This window comes from Tenacibaculum agarivorans (genome assembly GCF_001936575.1).
Taxonomy (GTDB): Bacteria; Bacteroidota; Bacteroidia; order Flavobacteriales; family Flavobacteriaceae; genus Polaribacter; species Polaribacter agarivorans.
The window spans coordinates 47,510-73,267 of sequence record NZ_MSMP01000013.1; the positions used below are offsets into that span (position 1 = coordinate 47,510).

Annotated in this window: 23 protein-coding genes; 14 read left to right on the forward strand and 9 right to left on the reverse strand. The window is 28.9% G+C overall.

Annotation, left to right across the window (positions count from 1 at the left end; translation table 11 throughout):
• Nucleotides 1-85: 85 nt before the first annotated feature.
• A complete protein-coding gene (locus tag BVC87_RS11640; protein ID WP_075342647.1) occupies nt 86-1,063 on the reverse strand; it encodes a PorP/SprF family type IX secretion system membrane protein in 978 nt (325 codons plus the stop codon).
• Nucleotides 1,064-1,097: 34 nt separating this feature from the next.
• Entirely contained in the window at nt 1,098-4,160 is a 3,063-nt protein-coding gene (locus tag BVC87_RS11645) for a choice-of-anchor L domain-containing protein (RefSeq protein WP_075342560.1), read from the reverse strand.
• 141 nt (nt 4,161-4,301) lie between these two features.
• Between BVC87_RS11645 and radC the strand changes: the two genes are divergently transcribed.
• From radC to BVC87_RS11660, 3 genes are read left to right on the forward strand one after another with little or no spacing between them, the layout of a single operon-like run.
• The gene (gene radC, locus BVC87_RS11650; protein ID WP_075342561.1) at nt 4,302-4,988 is read left to right on the forward strand and encodes a RadC family protein; all 687 of its coding nucleotides are present in this window, start codon (nt 4,302-4,304) and stop codon (nt 4,986-4,988) included.
• Nucleotides 4,989-5,029: 41 nt separating this feature from the next.
• Nucleotides 5,030-6,334, forward strand: a complete 1,305-nt coding sequence (locus BVC87_RS11655) for a polysaccharide deacetylase family protein (RefSeq protein ID WP_075342562.1) — start codon at nt 5,030-5,032, stop codon at nt 6,332-6,334.
• Nucleotides 6,335-7,240 (forward strand): hypothetical protein, encoded by a 906-nt coding sequence (locus tag BVC87_RS11660; RefSeq protein WP_075342563.1) that lies wholly within the window; start codon nt 6,335-6,337, stop codon nt 7,238-7,240. It abuts the gene before it with no gap.
• On the opposite strand, the gene BVC87_RS11665 is transcribed toward BVC87_RS11660, so the two are convergent.
• The 6 genes from BVC87_RS11665 to BVC87_RS11690 form a co-directional block, all read right to left on the reverse strand.
• The gene (locus BVC87_RS11665) at nt 7,212-8,033 is read right to left on the reverse strand and encodes a class I SAM-dependent methyltransferase (protein WP_075342564.1); all 822 of its coding nucleotides are present in this window, start codon (nt 8,031-8,033) and stop codon (nt 7,212-7,214) included. The genes BVC87_RS11660 and BVC87_RS11665 overlap by 29 nt on opposite strands.
• Entirely contained in the window at nt 8,017-9,273 is a 1,257-nt protein-coding gene (locus BVC87_RS11670) for an MATE family efflux transporter (RefSeq protein WP_075342565.1), read from the reverse strand. Before BVC87_RS11670 ends, BVC87_RS11665 begins: the two co-directional genes overlap by 17 nt.
• On the reverse strand, nt 9,270-10,412 hold the full coding sequence (locus tag BVC87_RS11675) for a glycosyltransferase family 4 protein (protein ID WP_075342566.1): 1,143 nt from the start codon (nt 10,410-10,412) through the stop codon (nt 9,270-9,272). Before BVC87_RS11675 ends, BVC87_RS11670 begins: the two co-directional genes overlap by 4 nt.
• A 67-nt stretch (nt 10,413-10,479) precedes the next feature.
• The gene (locus tag BVC87_RS11680; protein ID WP_075342567.1) at nt 10,480-11,079 is read right to left on the reverse strand and encodes a CDP-alcohol phosphatidyltransferase family protein; all 600 of its coding nucleotides are present in this window, start codon (nt 11,077-11,079) and stop codon (nt 10,480-10,482) included.
• Between the two features lie 2 nt (nt 11,080-11,081).
• Nucleotides 11,082-11,729: a hypothetical protein gene (locus BVC87_RS11685; protein ID WP_143569768.1), complete on the reverse strand. Its 648-nt coding sequence runs from the start codon at nt 11,727-11,729 to the stop codon at nt 11,082-11,084.
• Nucleotides 11,730-12,253: 524 nt separating this feature from the next.
• A complete protein-coding gene (locus BVC87_RS11690) occupies nt 12,254-13,231 on the reverse strand; it encodes a helix-turn-helix domain-containing protein (protein ID WP_143569769.1) in 978 nt (325 codons plus the stop codon).
• A 490-nt stretch (nt 13,232-13,721) separates the two neighbouring features.
• Between BVC87_RS11690 and BVC87_RS11695 the strand changes: the two genes are divergently transcribed.
• The 11 genes from BVC87_RS11695 (at nt 13,722) to BVC87_RS11750 (ending at nt 24,475) form a co-directional block, all read left to right on the forward strand.
• The gene (locus BVC87_RS11695; RefSeq protein WP_075342570.1) at nt 13,722-14,540 is read left to right on the forward strand and encodes a bifunctional helix-turn-helix domain-containing protein/methylated-DNA--[protein]-cysteine S-methyltransferase; all 819 of its coding nucleotides are present in this window, start codon (nt 13,722-13,724) and stop codon (nt 14,538-14,540) included.
• A gap of 102 nt (nt 14,541-14,642) precedes the next feature.
• Entirely contained in the window at nt 14,643-15,116 is a 474-nt protein-coding gene (locus BVC87_RS11700) for a DUF1203 domain-containing protein (protein WP_075342571.1), read from the forward strand.
• A gap of 160 nt (nt 15,117-15,276) precedes the next feature.
• A complete protein-coding gene (locus tag BVC87_RS11705) occupies nt 15,277-15,843 on the forward strand; it encodes a Crp/Fnr family transcriptional regulator (protein ID WP_075342572.1) in 567 nt (188 codons plus the stop codon).
• A gap of 62 nt (nt 15,844-15,905) precedes the next feature.
• A complete protein-coding gene (locus BVC87_RS11710; RefSeq protein WP_075342573.1) occupies nt 15,906-16,358 on the forward strand; it encodes a DoxX family protein in 453 nt (150 codons plus the stop codon).
• A gap of 247 nt (nt 16,359-16,605) precedes the next feature.
• On the forward strand, nt 16,606-17,076 hold the full coding sequence (locus BVC87_RS11715) for a DUF3291 domain-containing protein (RefSeq protein WP_075342574.1): 471 nt from the start codon (nt 16,606-16,608) through the stop codon (nt 17,074-17,076).
• 101 nt (nt 17,077-17,177) lie between these two features.
• Complete coding sequence (gene bla, locus BVC87_RS11720) at nt 17,178-18,080, forward strand: class A beta-lactamase, subclass A2 (RefSeq protein WP_075342575.1); 903 nt, start codon at nt 17,178-17,180, stop codon at nt 18,078-18,080.
• A gap of 1,733 nt (nt 18,081-19,813) precedes the next feature.
• Nucleotides 19,814-20,845 carry a hypothetical protein gene (locus BVC87_RS11730; protein ID WP_143569770.1) on the forward strand — a complete coding sequence of 344 codons (1,032 nt, stop codon included), beginning with the start codon at nt 19,814-19,816 and terminating at the stop codon, nt 20,843-20,845.
• Nucleotides 20,846-21,078: 233 nt separating this feature from the next.
• Nucleotides 21,079-21,762, forward strand: a complete 684-nt coding sequence (locus tag BVC87_RS11735) for a YjjG family noncanonical pyrimidine nucleotidase (RefSeq protein WP_075342578.1) — start codon at nt 21,079-21,081, stop codon at nt 21,760-21,762.
• 31 nt (nt 21,763-21,793) lie between these two features.
• Nucleotides 21,794-22,342, forward strand: coding sequence for a hypothetical protein (locus tag BVC87_RS11740; protein WP_143569771.1), 549 nt, complete (start codon nt 21,794-21,796; stop codon nt 22,340-22,342).
• Between the two features lie 6 nt (nt 22,343-22,348).
• Nucleotides 22,349-23,713, forward strand: a complete 1,365-nt coding sequence (locus BVC87_RS11745) for a DUF5723 family protein (protein WP_075342580.1) — start codon at nt 22,349-22,351, stop codon at nt 23,711-23,713.
• Between the two features lie 159 nt (nt 23,714-23,872).
• Complete coding sequence (locus BVC87_RS11750) at nt 23,873-24,475, forward strand: hypothetical protein (RefSeq protein WP_143569772.1); 603 nt, start codon at nt 23,873-23,875, stop codon at nt 24,473-24,475.
• Here BVC87_RS11750 and BVC87_RS11755 read toward each other — a convergent pair.
• Nucleotides 24,472-25,743, reverse strand: coding sequence for a replication-associated recombination protein A (locus tag BVC87_RS11755; protein WP_075342582.1), 1,272 nt, complete (start codon nt 25,741-25,743; stop codon nt 24,472-24,474). The two genes, BVC87_RS11750 and BVC87_RS11755, sit on opposite strands and share 4 nt — an antisense overlap.
• Nucleotides 25,744-25,758 lie beyond the last annotated feature (15 nt).

The following is a 25,758-nucleotide window of genomic DNA, read 5'->3' on the forward strand; positions in this document are numbered from 1 at the left end:
AACTTTTATTTATAATATTTATGTGTTACTTATTACCTTTTATTATAGGTAACTAGATTTATTTTGAAACGATGTTTGCTGTGATTTAAAACAGTCTTCCTGAAATATTAGGGCAAGCTTCTAATCCACTTCGTTTACATAAAAGATCTAAGCCTAATGTAATTTGATGAAAACCAGTATCAGAGAATAAAATCTCACCAGACTGTTTTGTGTAGGTATAAGAGAACATAAATCTATTAAAGTTTATTCCTGCTATTGGAGAGATGTATTGAGCATCACCAAATGCACTTCCTCCAAAAGAAGATCTATACGAAGCTGCTAACCAAATCTGCGATTTTTTAAAGTTCTTATATACTTTCATGTTCAGATCTAAAACTTTTTCGAAGGTTCTTTCTTTGAGTTGAAACATAAACGAAGGTTCAAACTGAAGTTTTTCTTTATTACCAAAAAAGTATCCGGCACCTATAATATAATTTCTCAAATCTAATGTTTCAAATTCGGGCCTTAGGTTATTCTGTGCAGATAAAAATATATTTTTTACAGTTAGATAACTAGATAAACCTTTATGATGATATCCGACACTAAAATCAGCATTCGTATAGAGGTCACTTTCAATAATTTGTTGTACTTGGGGATCTCCTGAAAAAGTTCTTTGGTCAACATCATTAAGTACAATAGATAAAGAAAGTCCAAAAGACAATTGCTTAAATGTAGACCCATTACTTAGCTTAATATGATAAGCATAAGTTCCTTGAATTGCTTTTTGAGAATGAAACCCATTTTTATCATTAAATAATATGATTCCATAAGCAGCGTTAGAATACTCATTGAATCTAGAATGAAAACTTAATGTTTGTAATTCAGGAGCATTATCAGTACCCAACCACTGTGTTCTAGCTGTCAGTCTTATTTTTCCACAGTTTCCTACACCAGCTGCTGCAGGATGTAATAAATAGACATTATCAGATAAATAGTCTTGATAAATAGGTAGTGTTTCTTGTGCATAAGCAATGCAACAAAAAAGGTATAAAAAAATTGTTTCTTTTTTTAGCAAATTAAACATCTGATGTATATTTATATAATCAACATATTTCATATTATTCCCTTAAAAGAGAGAAATGTCCTCTGCGGTTTACTACGTTTCCTCTAGTATCAGTCAATTCAACGCTGAACCAATAATCACTAGGAGTTAGCATTTTACCTTTATATAACCCGTCCCAACCTTCATCATTAACTTTAAATGAAGTAATTATTTTTCCAAATCTGTCAAAAATAGTAATATTACTTTTAGGATAGAAATCTAAAGTACCACCTTTAACAATCCAAGTATCATTTTCTCCATCGTTATTTGGAGTAAAGAAATTAGGGAATTCAAGCACAGATACTTTAACTCTAGAAGTTCCACAACCATTTATTTCACGAATTAAAATTGTGTAAATGCCTCCTGATAGGTTTTCAAAAAAAGGTTCTTTTTGAAAGTCTCTAATCATTTTACCCTTTTGGTCTTCAAGAGCGAACTCATAATTTTTAATATTAAAACTAGAACTTTCGTTAATAGTTATAGTATTGTTAGTAGTATCGTCATTAATTGTAATATCATCTAAAGTAATACTGGCTATAATTGATTCATCAACAATAATGGTTTTTGTCTTTTCGCAATTAGTTATTTTATCTATAGCTTTAACTTGATACGTGCCACCTTGAAGAATATCTAGTTCTTGAGTATTCCCAATAACAGTTGGATTACCATTTCTTGTCCATTCATAGTTGTAATCTTCACTAGGCATTTCAGCGCTAATAGGAGATGGTGCATTTAAACATAAAATTTGAGGAGAGGTAACAGTAAATTTAGGTAATGGATTTACTTTGATAAAGAGTTTTCCAAGACCAGTACAATCGTTATTTATCTTATTGATAATTTTTATAAAAATAGTTTGAGGGGTGATGGCTGGCAGCTTCGTATTTCTATAACTAGATGGATTTTTAATTTGATTCGTTACAGCATCTCTATCAGTTTCAGATTCAAAGAATAAAATATCTAGGTTATTTCTAACTGCAGGAGTAAAAGGAGCTTTTATTTCATCAATAGCGTTTGAAAGGTCAAAATTAGAAATGCCGTCAGTATCATCGTTATTTTTTGTATCGTTTCCATCGGGGTCTAAAAAATCATCACAAGCTGTAAATTCTTTATTGTATGCGATATCAGAGAAAAAAGAGATGATTACATCTAGTTTAGAAACTCGGTAACAACCTTTGTTAGATATAGTTCTAACCCAGAAAGAATCACCATTAGTAGCTGTGACGTTTACAGGGTCTGTAATTTCAGAAGTATCATTATTTGCATCAGTTTCTGAGCGATAGTATTTAAAAGTCTCATTAGTATGATTATTAGAAATACTAATTTGGGCTTGAGTTAAGTTTACAGTAGAAGTTAAGTCAAAATTGGTGTCACATTGTTTTATTTGAGCAGGATTGTTAACAATAATAGGTAATGGGTGTACTACAAGTTTGAAAGGTTTAAAACTTGTAGTAGGATCTGAGGCTATAAAACAATTGGTGTTGGCTATATTTTCTACTCGTACATAAATAGTTTGTTCTTTAGGGTTTGTATTTCTATAAGGAATGGTTTTATCAATTAGATCTGTAGTGGCGTTAGTTTGAGCACCGCTCATAGTCGTATGATAAGTAACACTGTACTGAGTAGGAGATAAACTACCTAAAATCACATTGTCTTTAGTTGACAATATAAAGTTATTAAAAAAATCATCAGTATCAGTTCCACTAACATTATCATCGCAAACTTCATAATCAGCAGGCTGAGAAGCAGTAGGAGTGGTAGTAACCATAACTTTAAAAGAAGAATCAACAAAACAATGTGTAGCAATTTTATTCGTTTTTCTCACATAAATAGTTTCATTATCGCTTGGTAAAGTGTAATTGTTAGGATTGGAAATGAGTGTTGTGTATCCAGCATCTGAATAAAAAGCTACTTCAAATATCGTGGGATTTTGACCATTTAAAACATCATTAAATCTAGAAGTTAAATCTATAATATTTGTATTGCAAGATGAAATATCTGGTATACTTGTATTATTTAAAGGTGGTTCCGAAAACTCAAGAACAATTGAGTCCTTATCTGTACATCCCCCTCCTAAATCCACTTCACATGTATAGGTTCCGTTACCTAAATTAGCCAAATAAGATTTGTTAGTTTCTCCTAAAATTTCACTTCCATCTTTAAACCATTTATAAGTAGTCGCATCTACATTCGAAGTCAATAACTTTTCGTTATCGCAAACAGAATTACCATCCGCTAAAATTTGATCTTCACCTAAATCTAAACCTAAATTAAAACTCCCTTTTTCTAAAAAGATAGCCGTATCCAATCTTTCATCACTAAAGTCAGCTACCACTAGTTTTATATGATAAGCTACATTAGGTTCAACAGTAGCTTCTGCCGTTAATACAACTGTTCTACCTCTAAATCCAGTTTCTCCAAAATCGCTTCCATGAAAAAAAATAGCATTTTGAGCAGGGCAACCATCAACCCCTGTTATTGTATTATGCACATTAGTAATACTTACAGGAGTAGTAGTGCCAGGTAGTAGAGCAATGTTTGTATAATCAGTTTCAGTTGTTTTTCTCAATAGAAAGGCAAAACCATCAGCAAAATTACAAGGGAAATTAACATGATATTCGTTAGAAGCCATCAGATATCTAAAACTAATTCTATTTCCTTTTGGGACAAAATCAAATTCGATAGCACTTGCATCTATAATATTAGTAGGAGATTCACCTATAGCAGTACTCAAATCAGTATCCGTTCTACCAGTAGATGGACTATCCAGATCTGCCCCAGATATTCCAATATTTCCTACTGTTCCTGATGTAAGGACAATACCTTCATCAAAAGGAAAGTTACTGCCAGTTTGTTTTTTGAAAAAACCATAACTTCTTTGGCCTAAATCGGTAGCATCTCTTACAGATGAAGTAACATTAGATACAGTAGTACAATTACCAGTGACCAATACATCTGTTATTAACTGTGCTGGATCAAATGAAGCTTCAGGGTCAGCAGTGTTATTAACTCGTACTTGAGCGGATAAAATTGAGGAAATTCCAAAAAAGAGTAATAGAATTATTAAACAGATCTTTCTCATGGGATTTATTGATTGTCTTTTTTAAGATAGTTTACTATGCTATAGGTAAATAAAACATTGGAAATTAATAAACTCCTACCATTGCAACTAATAATTTTTCAATAAACTGCAAACAGTTTAATATATTTGTCAAAAAAAGTAATGAAAAAGTTAAGTATTAAATCTTGGGCTGTTGATGACAGACCAAGAGAAAAGCTACTCCTAAAAGGAATTAATGCATTATCAGATGCTGAATTAATAGCAATTTTAATAGGTTCTGGAAATAGACAAGAAAGCGCTGTTGAACTTTCAAAACGTATTTTATTATCTGTAGATAACGATCTAAATAAGCTTTCTAAATTATCAGTACAAGAGTTGATGAATTTTAAGGGGATTGGAGAAGCCAAAGCGATTACCATAACCACTGCCTTGGAATTAGGAAAGCGTAGGCAACATGAACATAAAAAAAGTATACAAAAAATATCTTCATCTAAACATGTTTTTGAATTAATGCAGTACATTTTAGGAGACTTATCTCATGAAGAATTTTGGGTAGTATATTTGAATAATTCAAATGCAGTTTTAGCAAAACAACAAATCAGTAAAGGAGGTTTAAATAGTACATTAGTAGATGTACGGTTGATTTATAAAAGAGCATTAGAGCTATCTGCGGTAGGAGTAATATTAACACACAATCATCCTTCAGGAAAATTATCTCCTAGTGGAGCTGATAAAATGTTAACGGAGAAAATAAAAAATGCAGGACATGCTTTGGATATAAGAGTTCTTGATCATGTTATTATTACTGAGAAAAATTATTTTAGCTTTGCAGATGAAGGAATTTTATAATCATTTCAGATTAAAAAAGATTAATGAACTGACACTTTTAAATGATATTAGTTTATACACATAAAATAACTCCTAGAGTACGTTATACTTTTAAGCATATATTTACTCGTATACTTTCTGTGGAAGTAGATTTCACATCTAAAGTGGAAAAATTTGTGGCGCATAATGGGCCTAAAATGTCTTACACTACAATTCCATTAGGGAAAGAGTTTTTTGTGAAAAGCACTAATTTATTGTTTGAACAAGGTATTAGTGATATTGATATAGAAGTTTCTAATTGGGATGGTATACCTTGCTTTTTCTACCAAGGAGTAAAATCTACAATTCCATTCGATATTTTTTCAGCTAGTTTTTTTCTGATTACTCGATATGAAGAATATCTACCGCATATAAAAGATGTACATGAACGTTTTCCAGCAAATCAAAGTTTAGCATTTCAAAATGGTTTTTTAGAAAAACCAGTGGTTGATATATGGGCTTATAAATTATTAGATAGTTTAAAAGAAAAGTTTCCTGATTTAGAGCATGGAAGTCAGGATTATAGATTTATTTCTACAATTGATGTCGATAATGCATATGCATATAAACATAAAAGTGTTATCAGAGCATTTGGAGGATTATTTAAAGATATATATAATCTTCATTTCATGAAGGTTTTTGATAGAATAGCTGTTCGTTTTAATCTTAAAAAAGATCCTTTTGATACTTTTGAAAATATTGTTAAGCTTAAAAATAAATATGATATAAAAACTATTTTCTTCTTCTTAATTAGTGATTATACTTCTTTTGATACTAATGTTTCAGCATTTAAAACGAAGTTCAGATTACTCATAAAAGATATGGTAGATTACGCTCGGGTAGGGCTACATCCTTCTTATTATACCATGCAGGATGTGGAGAAATTAAAGAGTGAAAAAGAACGTTTAGAAGGTATTACTAATATGCCTATTTTTAGATCTAGACAACATTATCTTAGGTTTTCGTTGCCCGAAACACTTCAAAAACTAATTGATTTAGAAATTCATGAAGACCATTCTATGGGATATGCAAGTCATGTAGGGTTTAGAGCTAGCACATGTACACCTTTTTATTTTTATGATTTAGATTTTGAAATTCAAACTCCACTAAAAATCTTCCCTTTTGCTTTAATGGATACTACGCTAAATGATTACATGAAATTAACACCAAAACAATCTTTAGGGAAAATAAACGATTTATATAATGAAGTGAAAAAAGTGAATGGTACTTTTATTACATTATTTCATAATGAAAGTTTAAGTGGATATTCACGTTGGAAAGGATGGGAAAGAGTTTATGAATCTATGCTTAAGATTGTTACTAAATAAATGATACAACTTGTTTCAAGAGCAAATTTAGACACTGAAAAATACAACGATTGTATTTCACAAGCAATTCAATCAAATATTTTTGGATATTCTTGGTATTTGGATACAGCTGCTGATAAATGGAGTGTTTTTGTGTTAAATGATTATGAGGCAGTAATGCCTATCCCTTGGAGAAAGAAGCTATTCATCAAATATACGTATCAACCCTTTTGGGTATTACAACTTGGAATTTATTCTAAAGAAATTGAAGATGAGAATGAATTCTTAATTGAATTATTTTCTGAATTTAAATATGTAAACCTCAGAATGCATTTTAAAAATGGATTTAGTATGTTTCATACCTATTTTAAGTATATGAAAATGCAATCATTACAGTTAAGTGGTAACTATGAGGTTGTTTTAGCAAATTACAGAAAGGATAGAAAGAAAGATATTAGGAAAAGTATTAAGAATGATTTGTTAGAAAGGTGGGGGGATGATCCTGAAACATTAATTAATTTGTTTAAAGGAAACGTAGGTAGAAGAACAAAGAAGATTAAAGAAAAAGATTATATAATATTAGAAAAACTAATGTATAAATGCATTACAAGAAACAAAGGTGAGGTATTATCTATTTATGACAAAGAAAATAAGCCTGTGGCTTCTGGTTTTTTCTTGAAGCATAATGAGGAAGTAATGATCTTAGTATCTTCTACAAACTTTAAAAACCGTAAAAATGGGGCTAATACATTCTTAATTGATAGAGCCATTTTTAAATACATAAAAAACTATAAACAATTCAATTTTGGTGGTTCTATAATAAGGAGTATTGCACAGTTTTTCAAAAGCTTTGGAGCTGTAGATTCTGAATATATTCAGTTGCATTACAATACACTGCCTAAATTGATTCGTTTTTTAAAGAAGTAATTGTAACCTGAAACTCAAAATTTTTAATGGGTGTACTTGGAAATTTTTCAAGAGTTGAATTTATTTTTTTTGGATAAAAAATTGCACATTTTGTGTTAGAAACATGATGTAAATTCTGATGAAAACTCTTAGGAACTCCATCTAAAATACCTGCAAAAACTTCACTTCTGATATGTTCAGGGTCATAAGCATAATCATGCCACACTATAATTGAATTTTCATGTGTAAGGTGCTTAAAAACATTTTGAGTATCTTTTTTTACATACTCATAGGTATGATTTCCATCAATAAAAATTAAATCAAATTTTTTATCTATTTTTTTGAAATTAAATGATATCGAATTTCCATAAAGATGTGTGATATTGTTTTTCTTTTTAGAGAAATAACCATGTAATTCTGCATATGTATTTGATAACCCTAAAGCTTTAATTTCTTCTTCAGAAAGATTTAAAGTGTAGCACTCTTTTGCTATTTCAGATACATTAACTACACTTTCTCCTCTCCATGTACCAATTTCAAAATAGGAACAAGCAGGAATTTTAGAAGCCAATTGTTTCAATAGTAAAATATCTGTAGGCATGGATCCTCCTCCTAAAAAACTCCATGTATTTAAGCTAATTTTATCTTCGGAAACAATATCAGTAAATTGAATTGTAGGAAGTTGTTTTATTGGAGTATATTTTTTCTGAATATAAGTATCCCAACGATATTGACTATCAATAATTAAATTGAGTAAATTAGGTTTTCTTGTAAGAAGCTGTATAGCTTTAAGAAGTCTAAATATTTTTTTCATTTTTATAGTATATAAAAAAACAAATACAAGTTGCTATTCCAGTAAACCACATCATAGAGGCAGAAGTAATAGCAGCGCCAGTAATACCATAAGAAGGAATTAGCTGATAATTGGTGATAAAGTTAATTACTAATGCGACTAGTGTGATATAATAGTTGATCTTAATTTTTCCAATAGAACACAATAAATTACCAAAAACACCTCTTAGAATCAGGATTCCAGAAATACCAACAGCTAAAATTTGAAATGCATTTGAATATTCAACAAAACTAGGGTCGAATAAACTCAATAATTCATGAGAAAAAGTAAATAGAAAAAGTATAACCAGTAAACTAATGATTAGAAACGTAGTGATATAACTCTTTATATAGTTTATAATATAATTTCGATCTCTAATTTTTTCAGTATAACTCACAAAATCAGTAGTCATAAATACCCTTGGAAGAAATAATAAACTCAAAGGGATAATTGATACATATTTATAAGCTGTTATGTATTCTGGATTATCGAGTATATTTCCAATCAAAAGTAAATCTATAACGAAGAGTAATGTAGTAGTTACACCAGTTAATCCTCCAAAAAAACCATATTTCCAAAACTCCAAATTAAAAACAGATAGTTTTTTAATTGATTTTTGACCTGTTTTAAGATGTTTATTAAAAAATAAGGTAACTAGTATAGGGGAAAGTACAATAGCGATTACATAACCATTTTGTTGATACAAATAACTTAGTATCAGAACCAATATGCAGAGAAGAACGTTATAAATAATATCTACCCAAGAGAACATCTTATTGTTGTGTTCTAATCGTAATTGAATTTTAATAGTTTCAAACCAAAAGAAAGGTACAAAACTTTGGGAAAAAACAAAAAGATAGAGATGTGTTTTTTCAAATTTGAAAGGATAAAAAATAGCAAATCCCATTACTACTATAGTCAATATAAAAGAGCAAATGGTACCGTGTTTTAATACATAACGAAGTATAATCTTTTTATCGCTTTCTAAGGCTAATGCTCCATATCTAATTAAGCTTTGATGCAATCCAAAACCAATAAAAGGCAATAAAAAGACTACAATGTTCCAAGAAAATAAAACTTCTCCTAAAATTTTATTTTCGATGAATTGTAATGCAATCCAAGAAGTTACAAAAGATAAAACTTTAGAAAGTATAGAAGCAGCAAATACATAACTTCCAGATCTGCTTAAAAAACTTTGTATGAATTTTTTGATTCGACTCAAGATTTTGTTTTGCTCAAAATTATTGTTTTATCATATATCTCGGAGAATTTTTCTGCAATTACCTCTTTAGAAAAATTATGTTTAACAAAGTTGTGCATTTCAATCGAATCAAAATTAGATTTTTGAATTGTTAAGAGCTTAGTAAGAAGTGCCTTCTCATCTTTTTTAGGAATAATCTCACAGAAATCTGTTAGTTGTAATTCATTAATAATCCCAGTATCTGTAGAAATCACGGGAACACCACAAGCTAAAGCTTCTATCATAACAATTCCCCAAGTTTCATAATTACTAAAAGAAATATACACATCAGATTTTTGAATGTGAGATACAATATCTTCATGAGGTATATGATCAATAAAATTAATATACTTTGATACACCCAATTCATCTGCTAGCGTTTTATATTTTTTTGAATGATCTCCAATAAGAACCAATGTAAAATCAGTAGTATGCTCTAAAAGTTGTGCTATAACATTAATAATACCAGAAACATTTTTATGTTCATCTACCATATTAGAAATATGGAGAATTGTAAATTGCTTAGATTTAATAGTTACAGGTTTAAACAGTTGTGTGTCGACTACATTAGGTACTATGGTATATTGTCCATTAAAACCTATTTTTTGCATTGAGTTTTGTAACTCTATTGATACAGGGCAAATTCGATCAGCTTTTTTACAGATTAATTTAGAAAACCAAACTTGTAGTTTTGAAAGCTTTTGTACTTGAGGTTGAAAATACCCTGTCCAATGTTCTGAGATGATGAACTTTTTCTTTTGAAACCATTTTAAGTACAAAGCAAAAACTCCAAAAGGAAAGAGCTGATGTAAATGAACGATATCAAAACTAGGCGTATTTTTTAAAAGATGTTTAAATGCTTTATAAAATCGGAGTCCTTTTGTTAAAGGATTTGTCGAGGGTTTTATGTAAGCAATATGTGTATCAACTCCATTAATTTCTTGTAAAGAAAATAGTGTCTTTGAAGTACAGTTTTTATCACTAATAATATGAATAACTGTTACTTTATGTAATTGATTTACAGCTTCGGCATGACGCTGAATAAAATCTCCATTAGTAGGTAATACTTTAGAAGGATACCAACCACAGAGAAAAAGCACATGAAGTTTTTTAGTATTCAAGATTAATAATAAAAACACTGAGTATACAATGCCTTAAAAGTAGCCTAATTTTTTATACTAATAGATTTTATCCATTTAAATATTCGTTTCGTTTAAAGTGGATCCCTTTTCGTATCAGGTATGCGTGATATGCGCTAGGAACGTCATGAGTCCATTTGGGTAAAATGAGTATGATAAGAATAACATCTATATGTGAAACAAGTCCCATTACAATTGCTAAAGTAAAAGGTAAACCTGCATGATTATAGCCTATTAATGAAGTAAAAGCTATTAATAAGGTAATTCCCCAAAGTTTTGATAGAAAAGCATGCGTACAGGTTTCTTTTTTGAACTTAAGGATGCTTATGATGTAACAAGACAGTTCCATGATTAATATGCTCCAAATAGCTATGTAATGATTTGATATTAATGTAGGATTTAAAATCCATGTAGAAATACCAAGAGAAAACCAAAATATCATATCTGTTTGACTATCCATGCGTCTTAATTTTTCTGACGATATGTTCTGTTTTCGTGCTATAATACCATCTAAGATGTCTGAAAGTAGACCTAAATACATGAGTATTATAATTATTGATTTAGTACTTTCTCCAAAAAAATACGCTAAACTTAATATGATAGGCGCTAATAGTAATCTGAAAAAGATAAGTAAAATAGGTGTGTTCATAATTAATTATAATTAGATATTAGTCTCCATTCAAGATTCTTCAGGTCATCAAATCCTATGACACCTTCAAATTCATCATAATACAGTGTTGTAACATTTCTAGTATTAGTAGTTTTTTTAGCTTTAAAAATGAAAACATTAGTATAAGTTTTATTGCCAATAGTTAATGTTGATTTAGGTTTGTTGTAATCGATTTTTACCCTTCCATAACTATCACCATTGAATAAGGAGAAATCTAAATAGGCGTAGAAAGAAGAAGTTTGTTTTGTGTAGATATTCTCTTTAGCTGTTTCATAATCATCAGGCCACCTGTAAAAATTGTATTTCAGATTAAATTGATACGGATCCGTATCCGTAGAATAGAAGTTAATGTCTTTATTATCATAAAAATAATGATATGAAGCAGCTGGAGAAAAGAAACCAAAACCTGTTGCATACCTAGTTTTGTATTCATCTGAAATTTTATCAATAGGGAAGTTTAATATTTCATCATTTTGATTTTTAAAAGCCAGTGTGTGATTTTTACTATAATTTAAAATTCTATTGATATCACTTTGTTCATGATGGTAATATGCTATTCCCGAATCTTTGTCTGATAGGGAACAACTCATAAATACGAGTAGAAAACATAATAGGGTAACTTTTTTCATAAGTAGATATATTAAAATATTTATGGTAAAAGTAAACTTGGTAGATTTTTCAATAGTCTAGAATTCTCCAGAATGCTGAAAATTGGAAAAGTTTGGATGAATTGTATGAGAAAAGTTTTTTAGAGAAAGTTAGTTTGCATAAAAAAAGCGCTTAAAATAAGTTCTTTAAGCGCTTCATAGTTTTTCAAATTATCCTCCCTTCAGCAATTTCCCCCTTTACCCTTTACTGTAAAAAGATGTATTTGGTTAGAAATTTAATTTCGATGTAAACTTACTATTTATTATTCTTTTGCTGTCCAGATTCGTCCGAAATGCTGAAAATAGGACACTGATAGATGTTTTAGGACTTTCTAGGAAGCGGTAGTTGGTAATGAATTAGAAATATATTGTGAATAATACTGATCAATATATATCTTACCAACTTCGATTTCGACAAGCTCAATCTACATTTTTACCTTCTGTTTTATATCGGAAAAATGAATAGGTTAAAATGTTGTATAGTTTTTTAATTTTACTTCTTGCTTCTAGTTATTTTGTTTTTTCCTGAATTCAGTAGGAGTACTATTAGCATGTTTTTTAAAAGCACTGTAGAATGTAGATTTTGAATTGAAGCCAGATTCTAGAGCTATAGAAGTAATAGTGTAGTTTCCGTACGTGGTATCTAACAATAGTTTTTTGGAGAACTCTACTCGAAAGGAGTTCAATAAATAATTAAAATTTTGAGAAGTTTGCTCATTTATAAGTTTAGATACTGAGCTAGTACTCATTTGTAATTCATTAGATAAGGTTTCTAAACTTAAAGTATTATCTAAAAAACGCCTATGTTCAATAATATAATTTTCTATTTCAATAAACTTTTTAGCATTTTCCTGATGAGGTTTTGACGCTTTCTTAATCCCTCTTTCTCGAATCGATTTACGCTCTTTTATCTGTCTAGCGATACTTACTAGTTCATACCCCAACCAATAAATTAAAATGGTTGTCATTACTCTCAGAGGATAGTAGAAATGGATAAAGTTTTCAAAGTTTAAATAAAACTTTACCATTACTGCTGTAGCCCATAATACATGACAAATACCACCTAAAACTATAAATGTACTTAACCATTTTAAATTATCGTAACTCAAAATGTCTTTAAAAAGATGGGTTTTATATTTCAATATATAATAGGAGTAGAAAAATAAAATCAAAGAAACAATAAAGCTAATAAGTTCTTCAATAGCAGTGTATTGTTCATATACTAATGCATATTCAGAGTAGCCATTAAAATCTTTACTAAAAGATAAATAGACTACTTGGATAATAATACTAATCAGAAAAAAAGGAATAATCACCTTTAGAATATCGAAGAATTTTTCTCTGATATTTAAATAATGCAATAAGAAAATATAAAAAGCTGGAGTAATAAGAAAATGCCAAGGAACTTGTATATACTGTAATAGGAAAAAATTCTTAGTCAATAACCATGATTGTAAATTATTTAAAGCAATAGCTAAAATCATAAGATTTAAGAATAGAATGCTTTTACTTTTTCGGTATTTAGTGACTAAAAAAATGCTAAATGCAAAACCGTGCAATGCACTAGCAATTAAAAATAAATTAAAGAATTCTGTGAGCTGCAATTTAATTTCTTTTACAAACGCAAGATAATTATTTTACGATAAAACTATCTACTTAAGATCAAATTAATCAGCATGTCATTAGAATCTAAGTTGAGTTTTTATGGATTAACTTTTTGCTGTCAGTTTGTTGAAAGTATTTTACGTCATTTTTCAAATTTAGTAGGGCTTTATTTTTTAGCATTAAATATAAGTAATGCGATAAAGAATAACGAATTCAGAACTTAACGTTAATATAGATTTGTTTTTCTTCAAGCTGAAAATGTGTTTTTATTATTTCTATTCTCTGATAAAAGGTATTATTTTTCATTTTATATAGAATAATAGCAACAATCGTATTGAATCTTTATCAAGATAAAGTGATTTTAGCAATATGAAAAACACATATCATTACGACATTATTGCAAAAGCAATTTCCTTTATTAAAAATCATCATAAAGAACAACCTTCGCTAGACGAGATTGCGAATCAATTTAATTTAAGTAAGTTTCATTTTCAACGTGTGTTTAAAAAATGGGTTGGAATTAGTCCTAAAGATTATTTACAATTCATAACATTAGAAAAAGCTAAAGAGTCTCTACGAAAAGGAAAATCTACACTAGAAACATCCTATACTATTGGATTATCAGGTAATAGCAGGTTGCATGATTTATTTATTAAAATAGAAGGTTGTACACCTGGAGAGTTTCAAAAAAGAGGACGAAATTTAAAATTTCATATCGGCGAAATCGAAACACCTTTTGGAAATGCAATAATTGTAGAGACCCAAAAAGGAATCTCTTCACTGTCGTTTGATAAATCACATTTTGAAAGGATTAAGAAAGAATATGATCAAGCAATTTTTATAAATGAATTAGCTACCAATGGAAAAATAGTTCAAGAGTATTTTAAAAATTGGAAAATACCTTTAACATCAATTAGTTTAGATTTAGTAGGAACATCATTCCAGATTCAAGTGTGGAAAGCTTTATTGCAAATACCTTCTTCAAATTTATTGGCATATCAAGATATAGCAAAAATGATAGATAATCCTAAAGCTGTGAGAGCTGTTGGTACTGCTATTGGAAAAAATCCAATTGCTTATTTGATTCCTTGTCATAGGGTGATTAAAAGTGATGGAAATATGGGAGATTACAGGTGGAGTACAGAAAGAAAAATTGCTATAAATAGCTATGAATCAATAAAGTTATAAAGATAGCAAGAATTAGATTGTTAAGATCTTTCTAATTAAGAATATTTTGCATGAAAATAGGATCAATGCTAAATAACTATAAATCGAAAATATTAAATAATTATGAAAACAAACTTCAAAATATCAGCAATAGAAAATGATTTTAATCATTTATTCAACTTAAACGAAGAAGAATTAGCTTCAAAAAAAATGATTAGAATGATTGTAGATGAAAAACCTGGCTACCCTTGTAGAGTTAGTCTTGAAGATGCAGAAGTTGGAGAAGAAGTTATTTTATTGTCATTTAAGCATCATAAAACAACATCGCCATATGAGTCTAGTGGACCTATTTTTGTGAGAAAAAATGTGAAAAAGGCAAACTTAGATGTTGATGAAGTTCCAGATATGCTATTTAAAAGGTTACAATCTTTAAGAGTTTATGATGAAACAGGTATGATGATAGACGCGAAAATACTAGAAGGTAAAGAAATAAAAGAAGAAATTGAAAGCATTTTTAGTAATGATAAGGCAAGCTATATCCAAGTTCATAATGCTAACCCTGGATGTTATAACTGTCAAGTAAATAGAATTCAATAATAATGTAGTATAATAATAGATAATCCTAATTCCGTGTGAACTCAATTATTACTAAACTCAATGGAATTGTAAGAGCTAACACTTAGCCGAAAATTTGTAAATTTAATTCGTTTATAATAGTTATTTAAGGCTATCAAATAAAACTAAAATCCATAAATAGATGAACGAAATCAGAAAGTTTATTGAAAATATCTCTCCAATGAGTGATTCTGATTGGCAGTTTTTTTCTTCTAAATTACAAGAAGTAAGACTTAAAAAACATTCCACACTATTGAAATTTGGAGAGATTGAGAATCATCTATCCTTTATAGCTAAAGGAATAGTTAGATTTTATATTCCAGGTGAAGAAGTTGATTTAACTTTTGGTTTTGTATTCGAAAATGAATTTGTTACAGGTTATGATTCATGGTTAACGCAAATGCCTTCTGAATACCAAATAGAAACATTGACAGATACTGTTTTATGGAAAATTTCACGTCAAGGCTTAGAAGAAGTCTATGCAAATACGAGTAGTGGAAATAGTATTGGACGTAAGATGGCAGAAAAAATGTTTTTAATAAAATCTAAGAGAGAACTTTCCTTGTTAAGTAAAACAGCAGAAGAAAGATATTTAGATTTATTTTCTGATAGGCCGAAATTGATACAACAAATTCCATTAAAATATATTGCATCATATATTGGTGTAACTCCACAAGCATTAAGCCGAATAAGGAGACGAATTACTTAACTTGGATTCATTGTTTTTACTTTAATGCTTTCTGACCTTTGCTTTTTAATAATTCAAAAAATATGAAACCACTAATTATATTATTATTAAGCTTTGCTATTTCAATCTTTGCAATAAAAACTTTAAAAAAAGAATTTAACGTTGAAATGTCGGCTAGAATTGCCATGTCAACAATGCTCGTATTTACGGCTATTGGACATTTTGTGTTTACCAAAGGAATGTCAATGATGATTCCTAAATTTATTCCTTTTAAACAATCTTTTGTTCACTTAACTGGGGTGTTTGAAGTTTTACTTGCGATAGGACTTCTAATCCCTAGATTTAAATATATATCAGGATTTGTGTTAATCATTTTTCTTTTGTTAATGCTACCCGCTAATATTTATGCTTCTGTCCATCATATAAACTATCAAAAAGGAACATTTGATGGAAATGGTCTTTCATATTTATGGTTTAGAATTCCTTTGCAACTATTTTTTATAATTTGGACGTACAACTGTTCAATTCGAATGTGATCTAAAGAGAAATTATCAACTATAATTTTAAGAATTAATTGTGAGTAGGGACTCAAGGTAATTTGTTATTTTGAACTTACGAGAAAATGATTTTTCTATTTTCTCATAGAAAAATAAACATAAATACGCTACATGTAATTTAATGAATTCATTTAGAAAAGAATATATCTATAAAAAACAATGAATTGGAAGTAATACTATTACTAATAATTAAATGAAAAACAACTCCTAATAATAAAATTAAAAAATGAATACTAAACATCTTGCACAGTACAATATCATTAAATTAAAAGACGAATTGAATTCACCTATTGTAAAAGAATTTAGAGATTTTCTTGCACCAGTTAATTTATTAGCAGAAGAAAGTGAGGGGTTCATTTGGAGACTAAAAGATGAAGGTGGAGAAAGTGCTACGGATTTAGAAACTCCATATGAAGATAAATTGATTTTTATAAATATGTCAGTTTGGGAAAACTATGAGTTTTTAAAAGAGTATACCTATAAAACAGTGCATAGTTATTTTCTAAAAAGTAGAAAAAAATGGTCAAATGAAATAGAAGGACATAAAGCCGTAATGTGGTATGTTGAAAAAGGTCATATTCCTACAGTAACTGAAGCTAAAGCAAAATTGGATGAATTGAATCAAAATGGATCAAGTCCAAATGCATTTAGTATGACAGAAATTTATAATGAATTTGGTGAAAAGTATCAAAAATAATGTTGCTTACGTTTTTTACTTAAACTACCTTGTAATTCGAGGTTTATCAATATGAAAAATAATTACTAAAAACAGCACAACGATTTTTCAACCAAAATACTATGACAAAAAAAATAGTTTTTACATGCTTAGTCTTTCTAATGATTTTTTCAAAAGGAAATGCTCAAGAAATTGAATCATTAAGAGAAAAAATAGAGAAACTCATCAATACTAAAAAAGCAACTGTTGGTATTGCAATCAACGGTATAGAAGCTAAAGATACTCTTAGTGTTAATGGAGGAAAGCATTTTCCAATGCAAAGTGTATTCAAGTTTCCGATAGCATTAACTATCTTATCTGAAATAGATAAAGGGAATCTTTCTTTTGATCAAAAAATAAACATTAAGAAAAGTGAATTGCTACCAGGATTATGGAGTCCAATACGAAAAAAATATCCAGAAGGATGTACACTTACCATTGCAGAAATTATAGAATATACTGTAGCTTTAAGTGATAATGTTGGTTGTGATGTTTTACTTAAACTTTTAGGAAAACCTCAGGCGGTAGAAAGTTATTTTTCAAACCTAGGGTTTAAAGACTTTGCTGTTAAAATAAATGAGGAAACTATGCAGAATAATTGGGAATTACAGTTTTTAAATTGGACTACGCCCAAAGAAGCAAATAGGATACTGACAACATTTTATGAGAACAAAAAAGGTTTACTTTCTAAAAGAAGTTACGACTTTATTTGGAATGTTATGAAAGAAACCCAAACAGGGAAAAATAGATTAAAAGGACAATTGCCCAAAGGAACTGTGGTTGCACATAAAACAGGCTGGTCAGGTAAGCATAAAAAGACAGGTATAACTGCTGCGGTAAATAATATAGGAATTGTGTTTTTACCAAATGGGAAATACTTTACAATTAGTGCATTTGTTACTGAGTCTAAAGAAGATTTTAAAGTAAACGAGAAAATAATATCTGATATTGCTAAAGTAGCTTGGGATTATTTTACAGCTAAGTGATTCTACATTATAGAAAGGAAAGATGTCAAATTACTCCAGAGAACGATAAAATCAGCAATTAAATTTAATTGTCAATTTTAAATATATGCGTTTGGTGTTGTATCAAGCGTTTTTTCTTTTACAGGTTTATAAATTTAGAAATAGAGACTTTAACCTTCAAGATGAATGCAAAATATTATATTTAATTTAGTGTCGGATGGAGATTTAGTGAGATGAAACAATATTTCTTATGTATTCAACTATTATAAATTACTTTAATTATGAGACTTCTTATACTTTTGTTATCAATATTCTTAATAAATTCATGTAAAAAAGAAACTAAAATCGAAGCTAATAAGTTCTTCAATACCAGTATATTGTTCATATACTAATACATATTCAGAGTAGCCATTAAAATCTTTACTAAGAGATAAATAAACTACTTGGATAATAATACTAATCAGGAAAAAGGAATAAGCACCTTTAAAATACCGAAGAATTTTTCTCTGATATTTAAATAATGTAATAAGAAAATGCCAAGGAACTTGTATATACTGTAGAAGAAAAAAAATCTTAGTCAATAATCATGATTGTAAATTATTTAAAGCAATAGCTAATATCATAAGATTTAAGAATAGAATACTTTTACTTTTTCGGTGTTTAGTGACTAAAAAAATGCTAAAAGCAAAACCGCGCAATGCACTAGCAATTAAAAATAAATTAAAGAATTCTGTGAGCTGCAATTTAATTTCTTTTACAAACGCAAGATAATTATTTTACGATAAAACTATATACTTAAGATCAAATTAATCAGCATGTCATTGGAATCTAAGTTGAGTTTTTATGGATTAACTTTTTGCTGTCGGATTGTGGAAAGTGTTTTTACTTCATTTTTCAAATTTAGTAAGGTTTTATTTTTTTAAATTAAATGTAAGGAATGTGTGGTGGGATCTTTTTTCTTTACATCATAACTCTATAGAAAGTAGAACTTTTTTGAAGTGTGTTAAAGCAGTATCATGTTCCTTTTTTAGAATTGATATTTTTCAATTTCTTGAGTCTTATTAATCTGTGTTTAAGATTTGAAAGGATCTGATGTAGTATACAGTATGTCTAGTCATTATAGGTAGGTATGAGTGTATAATCTGCCTTTTTTGATTGATAACGACAGGTTAAATTATCAATTATTTTTTAATCTTGAGTAGGTGAGAGGTTATATAAGACAATACTGAAGCTAAGTTTTAGCATTTCATTCTATTTGGTTAAGAGATTGATTAAAAATCTGACGCTAAAATTATTTTTGAGTTAATCAAAAGATAATATAAATGTAAAATAGATTTATTAAAAGATAACTATTGTAGTTTTTTATAGTTATCTACTACTAAAAACTCATAGGAATTCTTGATAACTACTTTTTTAAAAATTAGTAGAAAAACTCTATTATTCTTTAACTATTTTTGCCGTTTTGTATATAAAAAATGCACAGACATATCTTTTAGGAATCAAAATTAATGAGCGTAGAGTGCTTTATGAATGTGTAAGCAAATTAGTCATAAGTAAATAACGTGAGTTTCTATATAAACTAAAAGATGTCAGTTCGAGTGAAATTCCGAAAGAATTTTGTGCTTAGAATATTTTTTTAGTGATCAAAATAGCTTTTTTCGATACGATCTTCTATTGAAAACCACTGGAATTGATAATTTTAAGTTCTTATATCGAATTCAGGTTAAATAAAAATATAACTAAAGATTTAAACAGTGAAAAAAAAAATTAAGAATAACATTGATCTGATAAATATCGCATTTATGATTTTGTCATTAATTGTAGCTATTTTCATCCCTTTTAAACTATTCCTGTTTTCGTATGCAGTGTTGGGACCATTACATTACCTTACCGAAATAAATTGGCTTCGTGAAAAGAAATACTTTATGCTAGCAGATAGAAAACATACCATTATTTTTATTGTTATAGCCATTTTAGTGTCAATATCACCGTCAATTAGATATTTAGATTTACAATTAGCCCCTTCTATTCAAAGTATTCTTGTAATTATATCAAGATATAATTCTGCGTTTTTGATCAGTTCTTTTTTATTTGCAATCGGATTACTTTTTTATAAAAAAACAAGAACTTTACTTATACTTTTAGTAGTTGTGAGCTTAATCTCGTTTATATCTACAAATTATTTGCATAGTACATTTATTTATGTTTCTATTTTCCTTCCTACTTTAATACATGTATACTTATTTACGCTAATGTTTGTATTGTTTGGTTCAATTAAATCAAAAAGTAAAATAGGTATTAGTTCTGTTATTGTTTTAGCAATAATTCCTTTTGTTATTTGGTATCTTCCTATAGAAATAGTTCAAATCGCAAAACCTTCAAGCGAACTTCTCAATATTTTTGTAAATAGCAGTTTTGTTAATCTTAATATAATGCTTGCTAAAGTATTCAAAGGATTAGAAAATGGTAGATTTGTATTATTGTCAGAAATAGGTCTTAGGATTCAAATTTTCATAGCCTTTGCTTATACTTACCACTATTTGAATTGGTTATCAAAAACTTCTGTTATAGGTTGGGGCAAAACACTTTCTAAGCAGAAGGTTATTTGGATGTTGGTAATATATGCTTTTTCACTTGGACTGTATTTTTATGATTACAAAACGGGACTTACCGGATTATTTTTCCTTAGTTATTTGCATGTATTATTAGAGTTCCCTCTTAATGCCTTCACTGTAAAAGGATTGATATCAGAAGTGATAGGTAATTTTAAAAAAAACAGTTTTTAACAATGCTATTTAATTGATCTTATTGTAGAAATCCGTTGCATATTTGGAAGAAAATCCTATCAATTTGAGATTGTAACGAGTTGTAGAAGGGGGGTGACCAATGAAAGCTTTTTTGTTAAATTCGTCCGTAAGTAGATGTAAATGTTAAATTTTTAAAAATATAGCAGTAATTTAGTCGCTTTTTTAACGGTAATAGGCCATTACAGATAAATTATATTGCTACTTTTGACCCCATGGAAAAGATTGAACATATATTTTTTGATCTAGATCATACCTTATGGGATTTTGATAAGAATTCTGAACTCTCTTTTAAACAAATTTTTAAAGAGGAAGATATACGTCTTGATTTTACTGTTTTTTTGAAAACATATATTCCAATTAATTTTAGTTATTGGAAGTTATACAGAGAAGAACAAGTAACAAAAGAAGAGTTAAGGTACGGGAGATTAAAAGATACATTTTCAATTTTAAAACATGAAATAAGTGATGAGATGATACATAGGATCTCTGAACATTATATCAATTACCTCCCTAATTATAATTATTTGATTGATGGAACAATTGAATTATTAGATTACCTGAAAAAAAAGTATACACTCCATATTATTACTAATGGTTTTAAAGAAGTACAATACAATAAATTAAAGGCGTCTAAAATCATGGATTATTTTAATCTTATTGTTACTTCTGAAAGTGTAGGTGTTAAAAAACCTAATCCTAAAATATATGAGTTTGCTTTACGTAATGTGAAAGCTAAAGCAGAAAACTGTGTTATGATTGGTGATAATTTTGAAGCTGATATTCTAGGAGCTAGAAATATAGGTATATTGCCAATCTTTTATAATCCTGAAAGGATTAAATATGATGATAAGGTTAAAAATGTTAATAATTTGTTAGAAATCAAACAATTTCTTTGATTTTACGCGTTAAGTAAAAAAGTACTAGTTAATGAGAAAATTGTATACGATGTTAATGTTGAGTTTTTTATGTGTGAATATATCATGCGTAAAAGACGTGGATTTTAATCAAGCAGATCAATTAGTTTTGACTCCTACTCTTGATGTATCGTTAGTAAATTCGTCAATTACACAGAATGATTTAGTTGTAGGAGGGGTAGAATTAAGTACACCTTTAAGAGATTCTTCTTCAATAACACTCTTAAATAGTAGCGTTGCTAGAGAAAATCTGGAAAGAGTAGTGTTGAGGTTTGAGATTGAAAATGAATTTAGTAGAAGTTTTAGAATTGTATTTACTTTTTTTGATCAAAGTGATATGGCAACAATTAATCCTATTGTTTTAAATGTAGGAGCTAATCAAACTAATTTTACCCAAGAAGAAGAAATTATAATAGCGAGTAATTCTGACTTTTTAAATTCTACTAGGGTAGAAGTTAGCTTAGAATTATTACCAAGTACAGATGGTTCAGTGTTGGATGCAAATGATCCGAGAACTTTTACATTTAAATCTTCAGGAACAATTTATTTTAGAACAAATTAATAATTTATGAAGAAGTTTTACTTAGTTATATCCTTATTGGTTTGTGTAAAAGTTGGATCACAGAATAAGAAGGTTTTATATGGGTTTGATAAAATTCCTCAAGGGTTATTAGTAAACCCTGGTGCTGAAACTAATTATAAATATCATGTCGGTGTTCCTGTACTTTCTGGGATATCTACAGATGTAGGAGTATCTGGTTTTAGAATTGCAGACTTGTTTAGAGATGATAATATCAATTTTAATGATAAGCTAGATGGAGTACTGACTCAATTAGAAAATAATGATTATGTACACATTAATTCGCAAATTGAGGTTATCAATGGAGGATATCAAATTAATAGGAGAGACTATTTAACTGCAGGTTTTTATGTAGAATTTGATGTTTTTAGTACACTGCCAAAAGATCTTTTCGTATTGATAAAAGAAGGTAATGCAGGGTTTATTAATAAAAGTTTTGATTTATCAGATGCTGAATTTAATGCAGACTTACTTGGAGTATTACATGTAGGACTAACCAGGAAAATGAGTGACAAATTAATTGTTGGAGGTAGACTAAAAATATATTCTGGATCAGTAAATGCTACATCTACAGGAAACGAAGGAACCTTTACCACAAGACAAGGAGCTAACAGTATTTATGAACATGTATTTAGTAATTTACAATATTCTGGATACAGTTCAGGATTGTATGATGCCGATAATGAGTTTGATTTAGATCAAAGAGGAGGACTTTTTTTTGGAAGTAATTTAGGTTTAGGATTTGACGTTGGATTTACTTATCGATATAATGATCAGCTTGAATATTCAGCTAGTTTATTAGATGTTGGTTTTATAAGTTATTCTGAAAATACACGCAATCAATTTTTAAGTGGAAGTTATACATTTACAGGTCTTGAATTTCAGTATGATGGAACTAATCCTGATTATTGGCAAAACTTAAATGATGAATTAGATGCTAGCTTACCAAGATCAGAAAACAAGGAGTCTTACACTGTATTAAGACCTATAAAACTATATGCAGGAGCAAAATATAGTTTTGGAAAGTCTAGAAGTGAACAATTTTGTTCTGATATTTCTTTTAATGATTATTATGATAATGCAGTTGGAGGGCAATTGTATTCAGTATTAACACCTGCAGGCCCAAGATTTGCATTAACTGGTTTTTATGAAAGAAAATTCTCTAAATATTTAAATACCAAAGTTACGTATACTGTAGATGATTTTTCATATTCAAATTTTGGTTTAGGAGTTTCTACCAATTTCTGGAAAATGAATGTTTATGCTATTGCAGATAATATTTTTAGACTTACTGATATTGCCAACGCTAATAATGCTGCATTCCAATTTGGAATTAACTTTGTAATCAAATAATGTTTACATTTGAATATGAAAAAAATACTATTCCTTTTTTTATTCTGTGCATTTAAATTTTCTTTTGCACAAAAGTCAATAAACAATTATAAATACATAATAGTACCGAAGCAATTTGAGGGATTTAAAAAATCTGATCAATATCAAACAAGTTCTTTATTGAAATTTTTATTCAATAAATATAATTTCACGGCTTATTTCGATGATGAAACTTTGCCAGAAGATTTAGCACGTGATAAATGTTCTGCTTTATTATTGTCGCTAAAAAATAAATCAGGAATGTTTGCTACAAAAACTCAAATCGAATTAAAGGATTGCTTTAACACAACTGTTTATACATCTAAAGAGGGAGCAAGTAAACTAAAAGAATATAAGAAGGCGTATCATGAAGCTATTCGTAGATCATTTAAGTCTATACAAGCGTTAAATTATAGCTATAAGCCTTCTGCTACTGTACAGCAAAAGAAGACAATAGCAACTGAGGCTTCTAAGCCTATTGTTAATGAGGCAAAAGCTACTCCGTTAAAGATAAATAGTATAGTTACAGGTGAGACACTTTATGCACAACCTATCGATTTAGGGTATCAATTAGTCAACTCTAAACCAGAAATAGTTTTTCAAATATTAAAAACACAATATCCTGACTTGTACATTTTAAAAGATGCGAATGGAATGTTAATTAAAAAGGAGAATGGTTTTTGGGATGCCCAATTTTACAAAGACGGAAAGTTAATGACTAAAAGTTACAAGATTAAATTTTAATAATTATACTTTTTCTTCCAACGCTTTTTTAAAATTTCTCTAAAATTGTTTTCTCTGGCATTATTACCAGGTTCATACAGTTTAGTATTACTAATTTCATCAGGTAAAAATTCTTGATCTATAAAGTTGTTTTCAAAATTATGTGAATACAAATAATCTTTACCGTAATCTAAATCTTTCATTAATTTAGTTGGGGCATTTCTAAGGTGTAAAGGAACAGATAAATCGCCAGTTTTTCTCACAAGTTCTTGTGCCTTTCCAATAGCAGCATAAGATGCATTACTTTTTGGAGAGTTAGCTAAATACACAGCACATTGGCTTAAAATAATTCTAGATTCAGGATTACCAATTACAGAAACAGCTTGGAATGTATTATTTGCAAGTATCAAAGCAGTTGGATTTGCGTTTCCAATATCTTCAGAAGCTAATATTAATAGTCTACGAGCTATAAATTTAACATCTTCACCTCCTTCAATCATCCTTGCTAACCAATATACAGCAGCATTAGGATCACTACCTCTAATTGATTTTATAAAGGCTGATATAATATCATAATGCTGTTCACCAGTTTTATCATACCGAACAGTATTTTTTTGAATTTTTTCTAAAACTAGTGCGTTTGTTATTTCTATGGTGTCCTCAGATGCAACTAATAATTCAAAAATGTTCAATAATTTCCTAGCATCTCCACCTGAAACTTGTAATAAAGCATCAGTTTCTTTAAGAGTAATATTTTTTTCAGAAAGAAATTCATCTTCTCTCATGGCACGTTCAATAAGCGCGATTAAATCATCTTTATCAAATGAATTTAGAATATAAACTTGACAACGTGAGAGTAGGGCAGGAATAACTTCAAAACTAGGGTTTTCTGTTGTGGCACCGATCAAAGTAACCCATCCTTTTTCAACAGCTCCTAAAAGTGAATCTTGTTGCGATTTGCTAAAACGGTGTATCTCATCTATAAATAAAATAGGATTCTTTTGAGTGAATAGTCCACCACTTTTTTTTGCCTTTTCAATTACTTCTCTAACATCTTTTACTCCAGAACTAATTGCACTAAGTGTATAAAATGGACGCTTAGATTCAGTAGCTATAATATTAGCCAATGTTGTTTTCCCTATGCCAGGAGGTCCCCAAAAAATTAAAGATGGGATTATACCTTGTTTAATATGATTGGTAAGAATGCCATTTTTACCAACTAAGTGTTGCTGACTAATATAGTCATTAAGAGATTTAGGTCGAATTCTTTCTGCCAAAGGTGCATTCATAAAGTAAAAATAGGA

Bases quoted from the DNA above. Each gene is read 5' to 3' on its own strand.
- BVC87_RS11640 (WP_075342647.1), bottom strand. From the start codon at position 1,063: ATGTTTAATTTGCTAAAAAAAGAAACAATTTTTTTATACCTTTTTTGT.
- BVC87_RS11645 (WP_075342560.1), bottom strand. From the start codon at position 4,160: ATGAGAAAGATCTGTTTAATAATTCTATTACTCTTTTTTGGAATTTCC.
- radC (WP_075342561.1), top strand. From the start codon at position 4,302: ATGAAAAAGTTAAGTATTAAATCTTGGGCTGTTGATGACAGACCAAGA.
- BVC87_RS11655 (WP_075342562.1), top strand. From the start codon at position 5,030: ATGATATTAGTTTATACACATAAAATAACTCCTAGAGTACGTTATACT.
- BVC87_RS11660 (WP_075342563.1), top strand. From the start codon at position 6,335: ATGATACAACTTGTTTCAAGAGCAAATTTAGACACTGAAAAATACAAC.
- BVC87_RS11665 (WP_075342564.1), bottom strand. From the start codon at position 8,033: ATGAAAAAAATATTTAGACTTCTTAAAGCTATACAGCTTCTTACAAGA.
- BVC87_RS11680 (WP_075342567.1), bottom strand. From the start codon at position 11,079: ATGAACACACCTATTTTACTTATCTTTTTCAGATTACTATTAGCGCCT.
- BVC87_RS11685 (WP_143569768.1), bottom strand. From the start codon at position 11,729: ATGAAAAAAGTTACCCTATTATGTTTTCTACTCGTATTTATGAGTTGT.
- BVC87_RS11690 (WP_143569769.1), bottom strand. From the start codon at position 13,231: ATGATTTTAGCTATTGCTTTAAATAATTTACAATCATGGTTATTGACT.
- BVC87_RS11695 (WP_075342570.1), top strand. From the start codon at position 13,722: ATGAAAAACACATATCATTACGACATTATTGCAAAAGCAATTTCCTTT.
- BVC87_RS11700 (WP_075342571.1), top strand. From the start codon at position 14,643: ATGAAAACAAACTTCAAAATATCAGCAATAGAAAATGATTTTAATCAT.
- BVC87_RS11705 (WP_075342572.1), top strand. From the start codon at position 15,277: ATGAACGAAATCAGAAAGTTTATTGAAAATATCTCTCCAATGAGTGAT.
- BVC87_RS11710 (WP_075342573.1), top strand. From the start codon at position 15,906: ATGAAACCACTAATTATATTATTATTAAGCTTTGCTATTTCAATCTTT.
- BVC87_RS11715 (WP_075342574.1), top strand. From the start codon at position 16,606: ATGAATACTAAACATCTTGCACAGTACAATATCATTAAATTAAAAGAC.
- bla (WP_075342575.1), top strand. From the start codon at position 17,178: ATGACAAAAAAAATAGTTTTTACATGCTTAGTCTTTCTAATGATTTTT.
- BVC87_RS11735 (WP_075342578.1), top strand. From the start codon at position 21,079: ATGGAAAAGATTGAACATATATTTTTTGATCTAGATCATACCTTATGG.
- BVC87_RS11740 (WP_143569771.1), top strand. From the start codon at position 21,794: ATGAGAAAATTGTATACGATGTTAATGTTGAGTTTTTTATGTGTGAAT.
- BVC87_RS11745 (WP_075342580.1), top strand. From the start codon at position 22,349: ATGAAGAAGTTTTACTTAGTTATATCCTTATTGGTTTGTGTAAAAGTT.
- BVC87_RS11755 (WP_075342582.1), bottom strand. From the start codon at position 25,743: ATGAATGCACCTTTGGCAGAAAGAATTCGACCTAAATCTCTTAATGAC.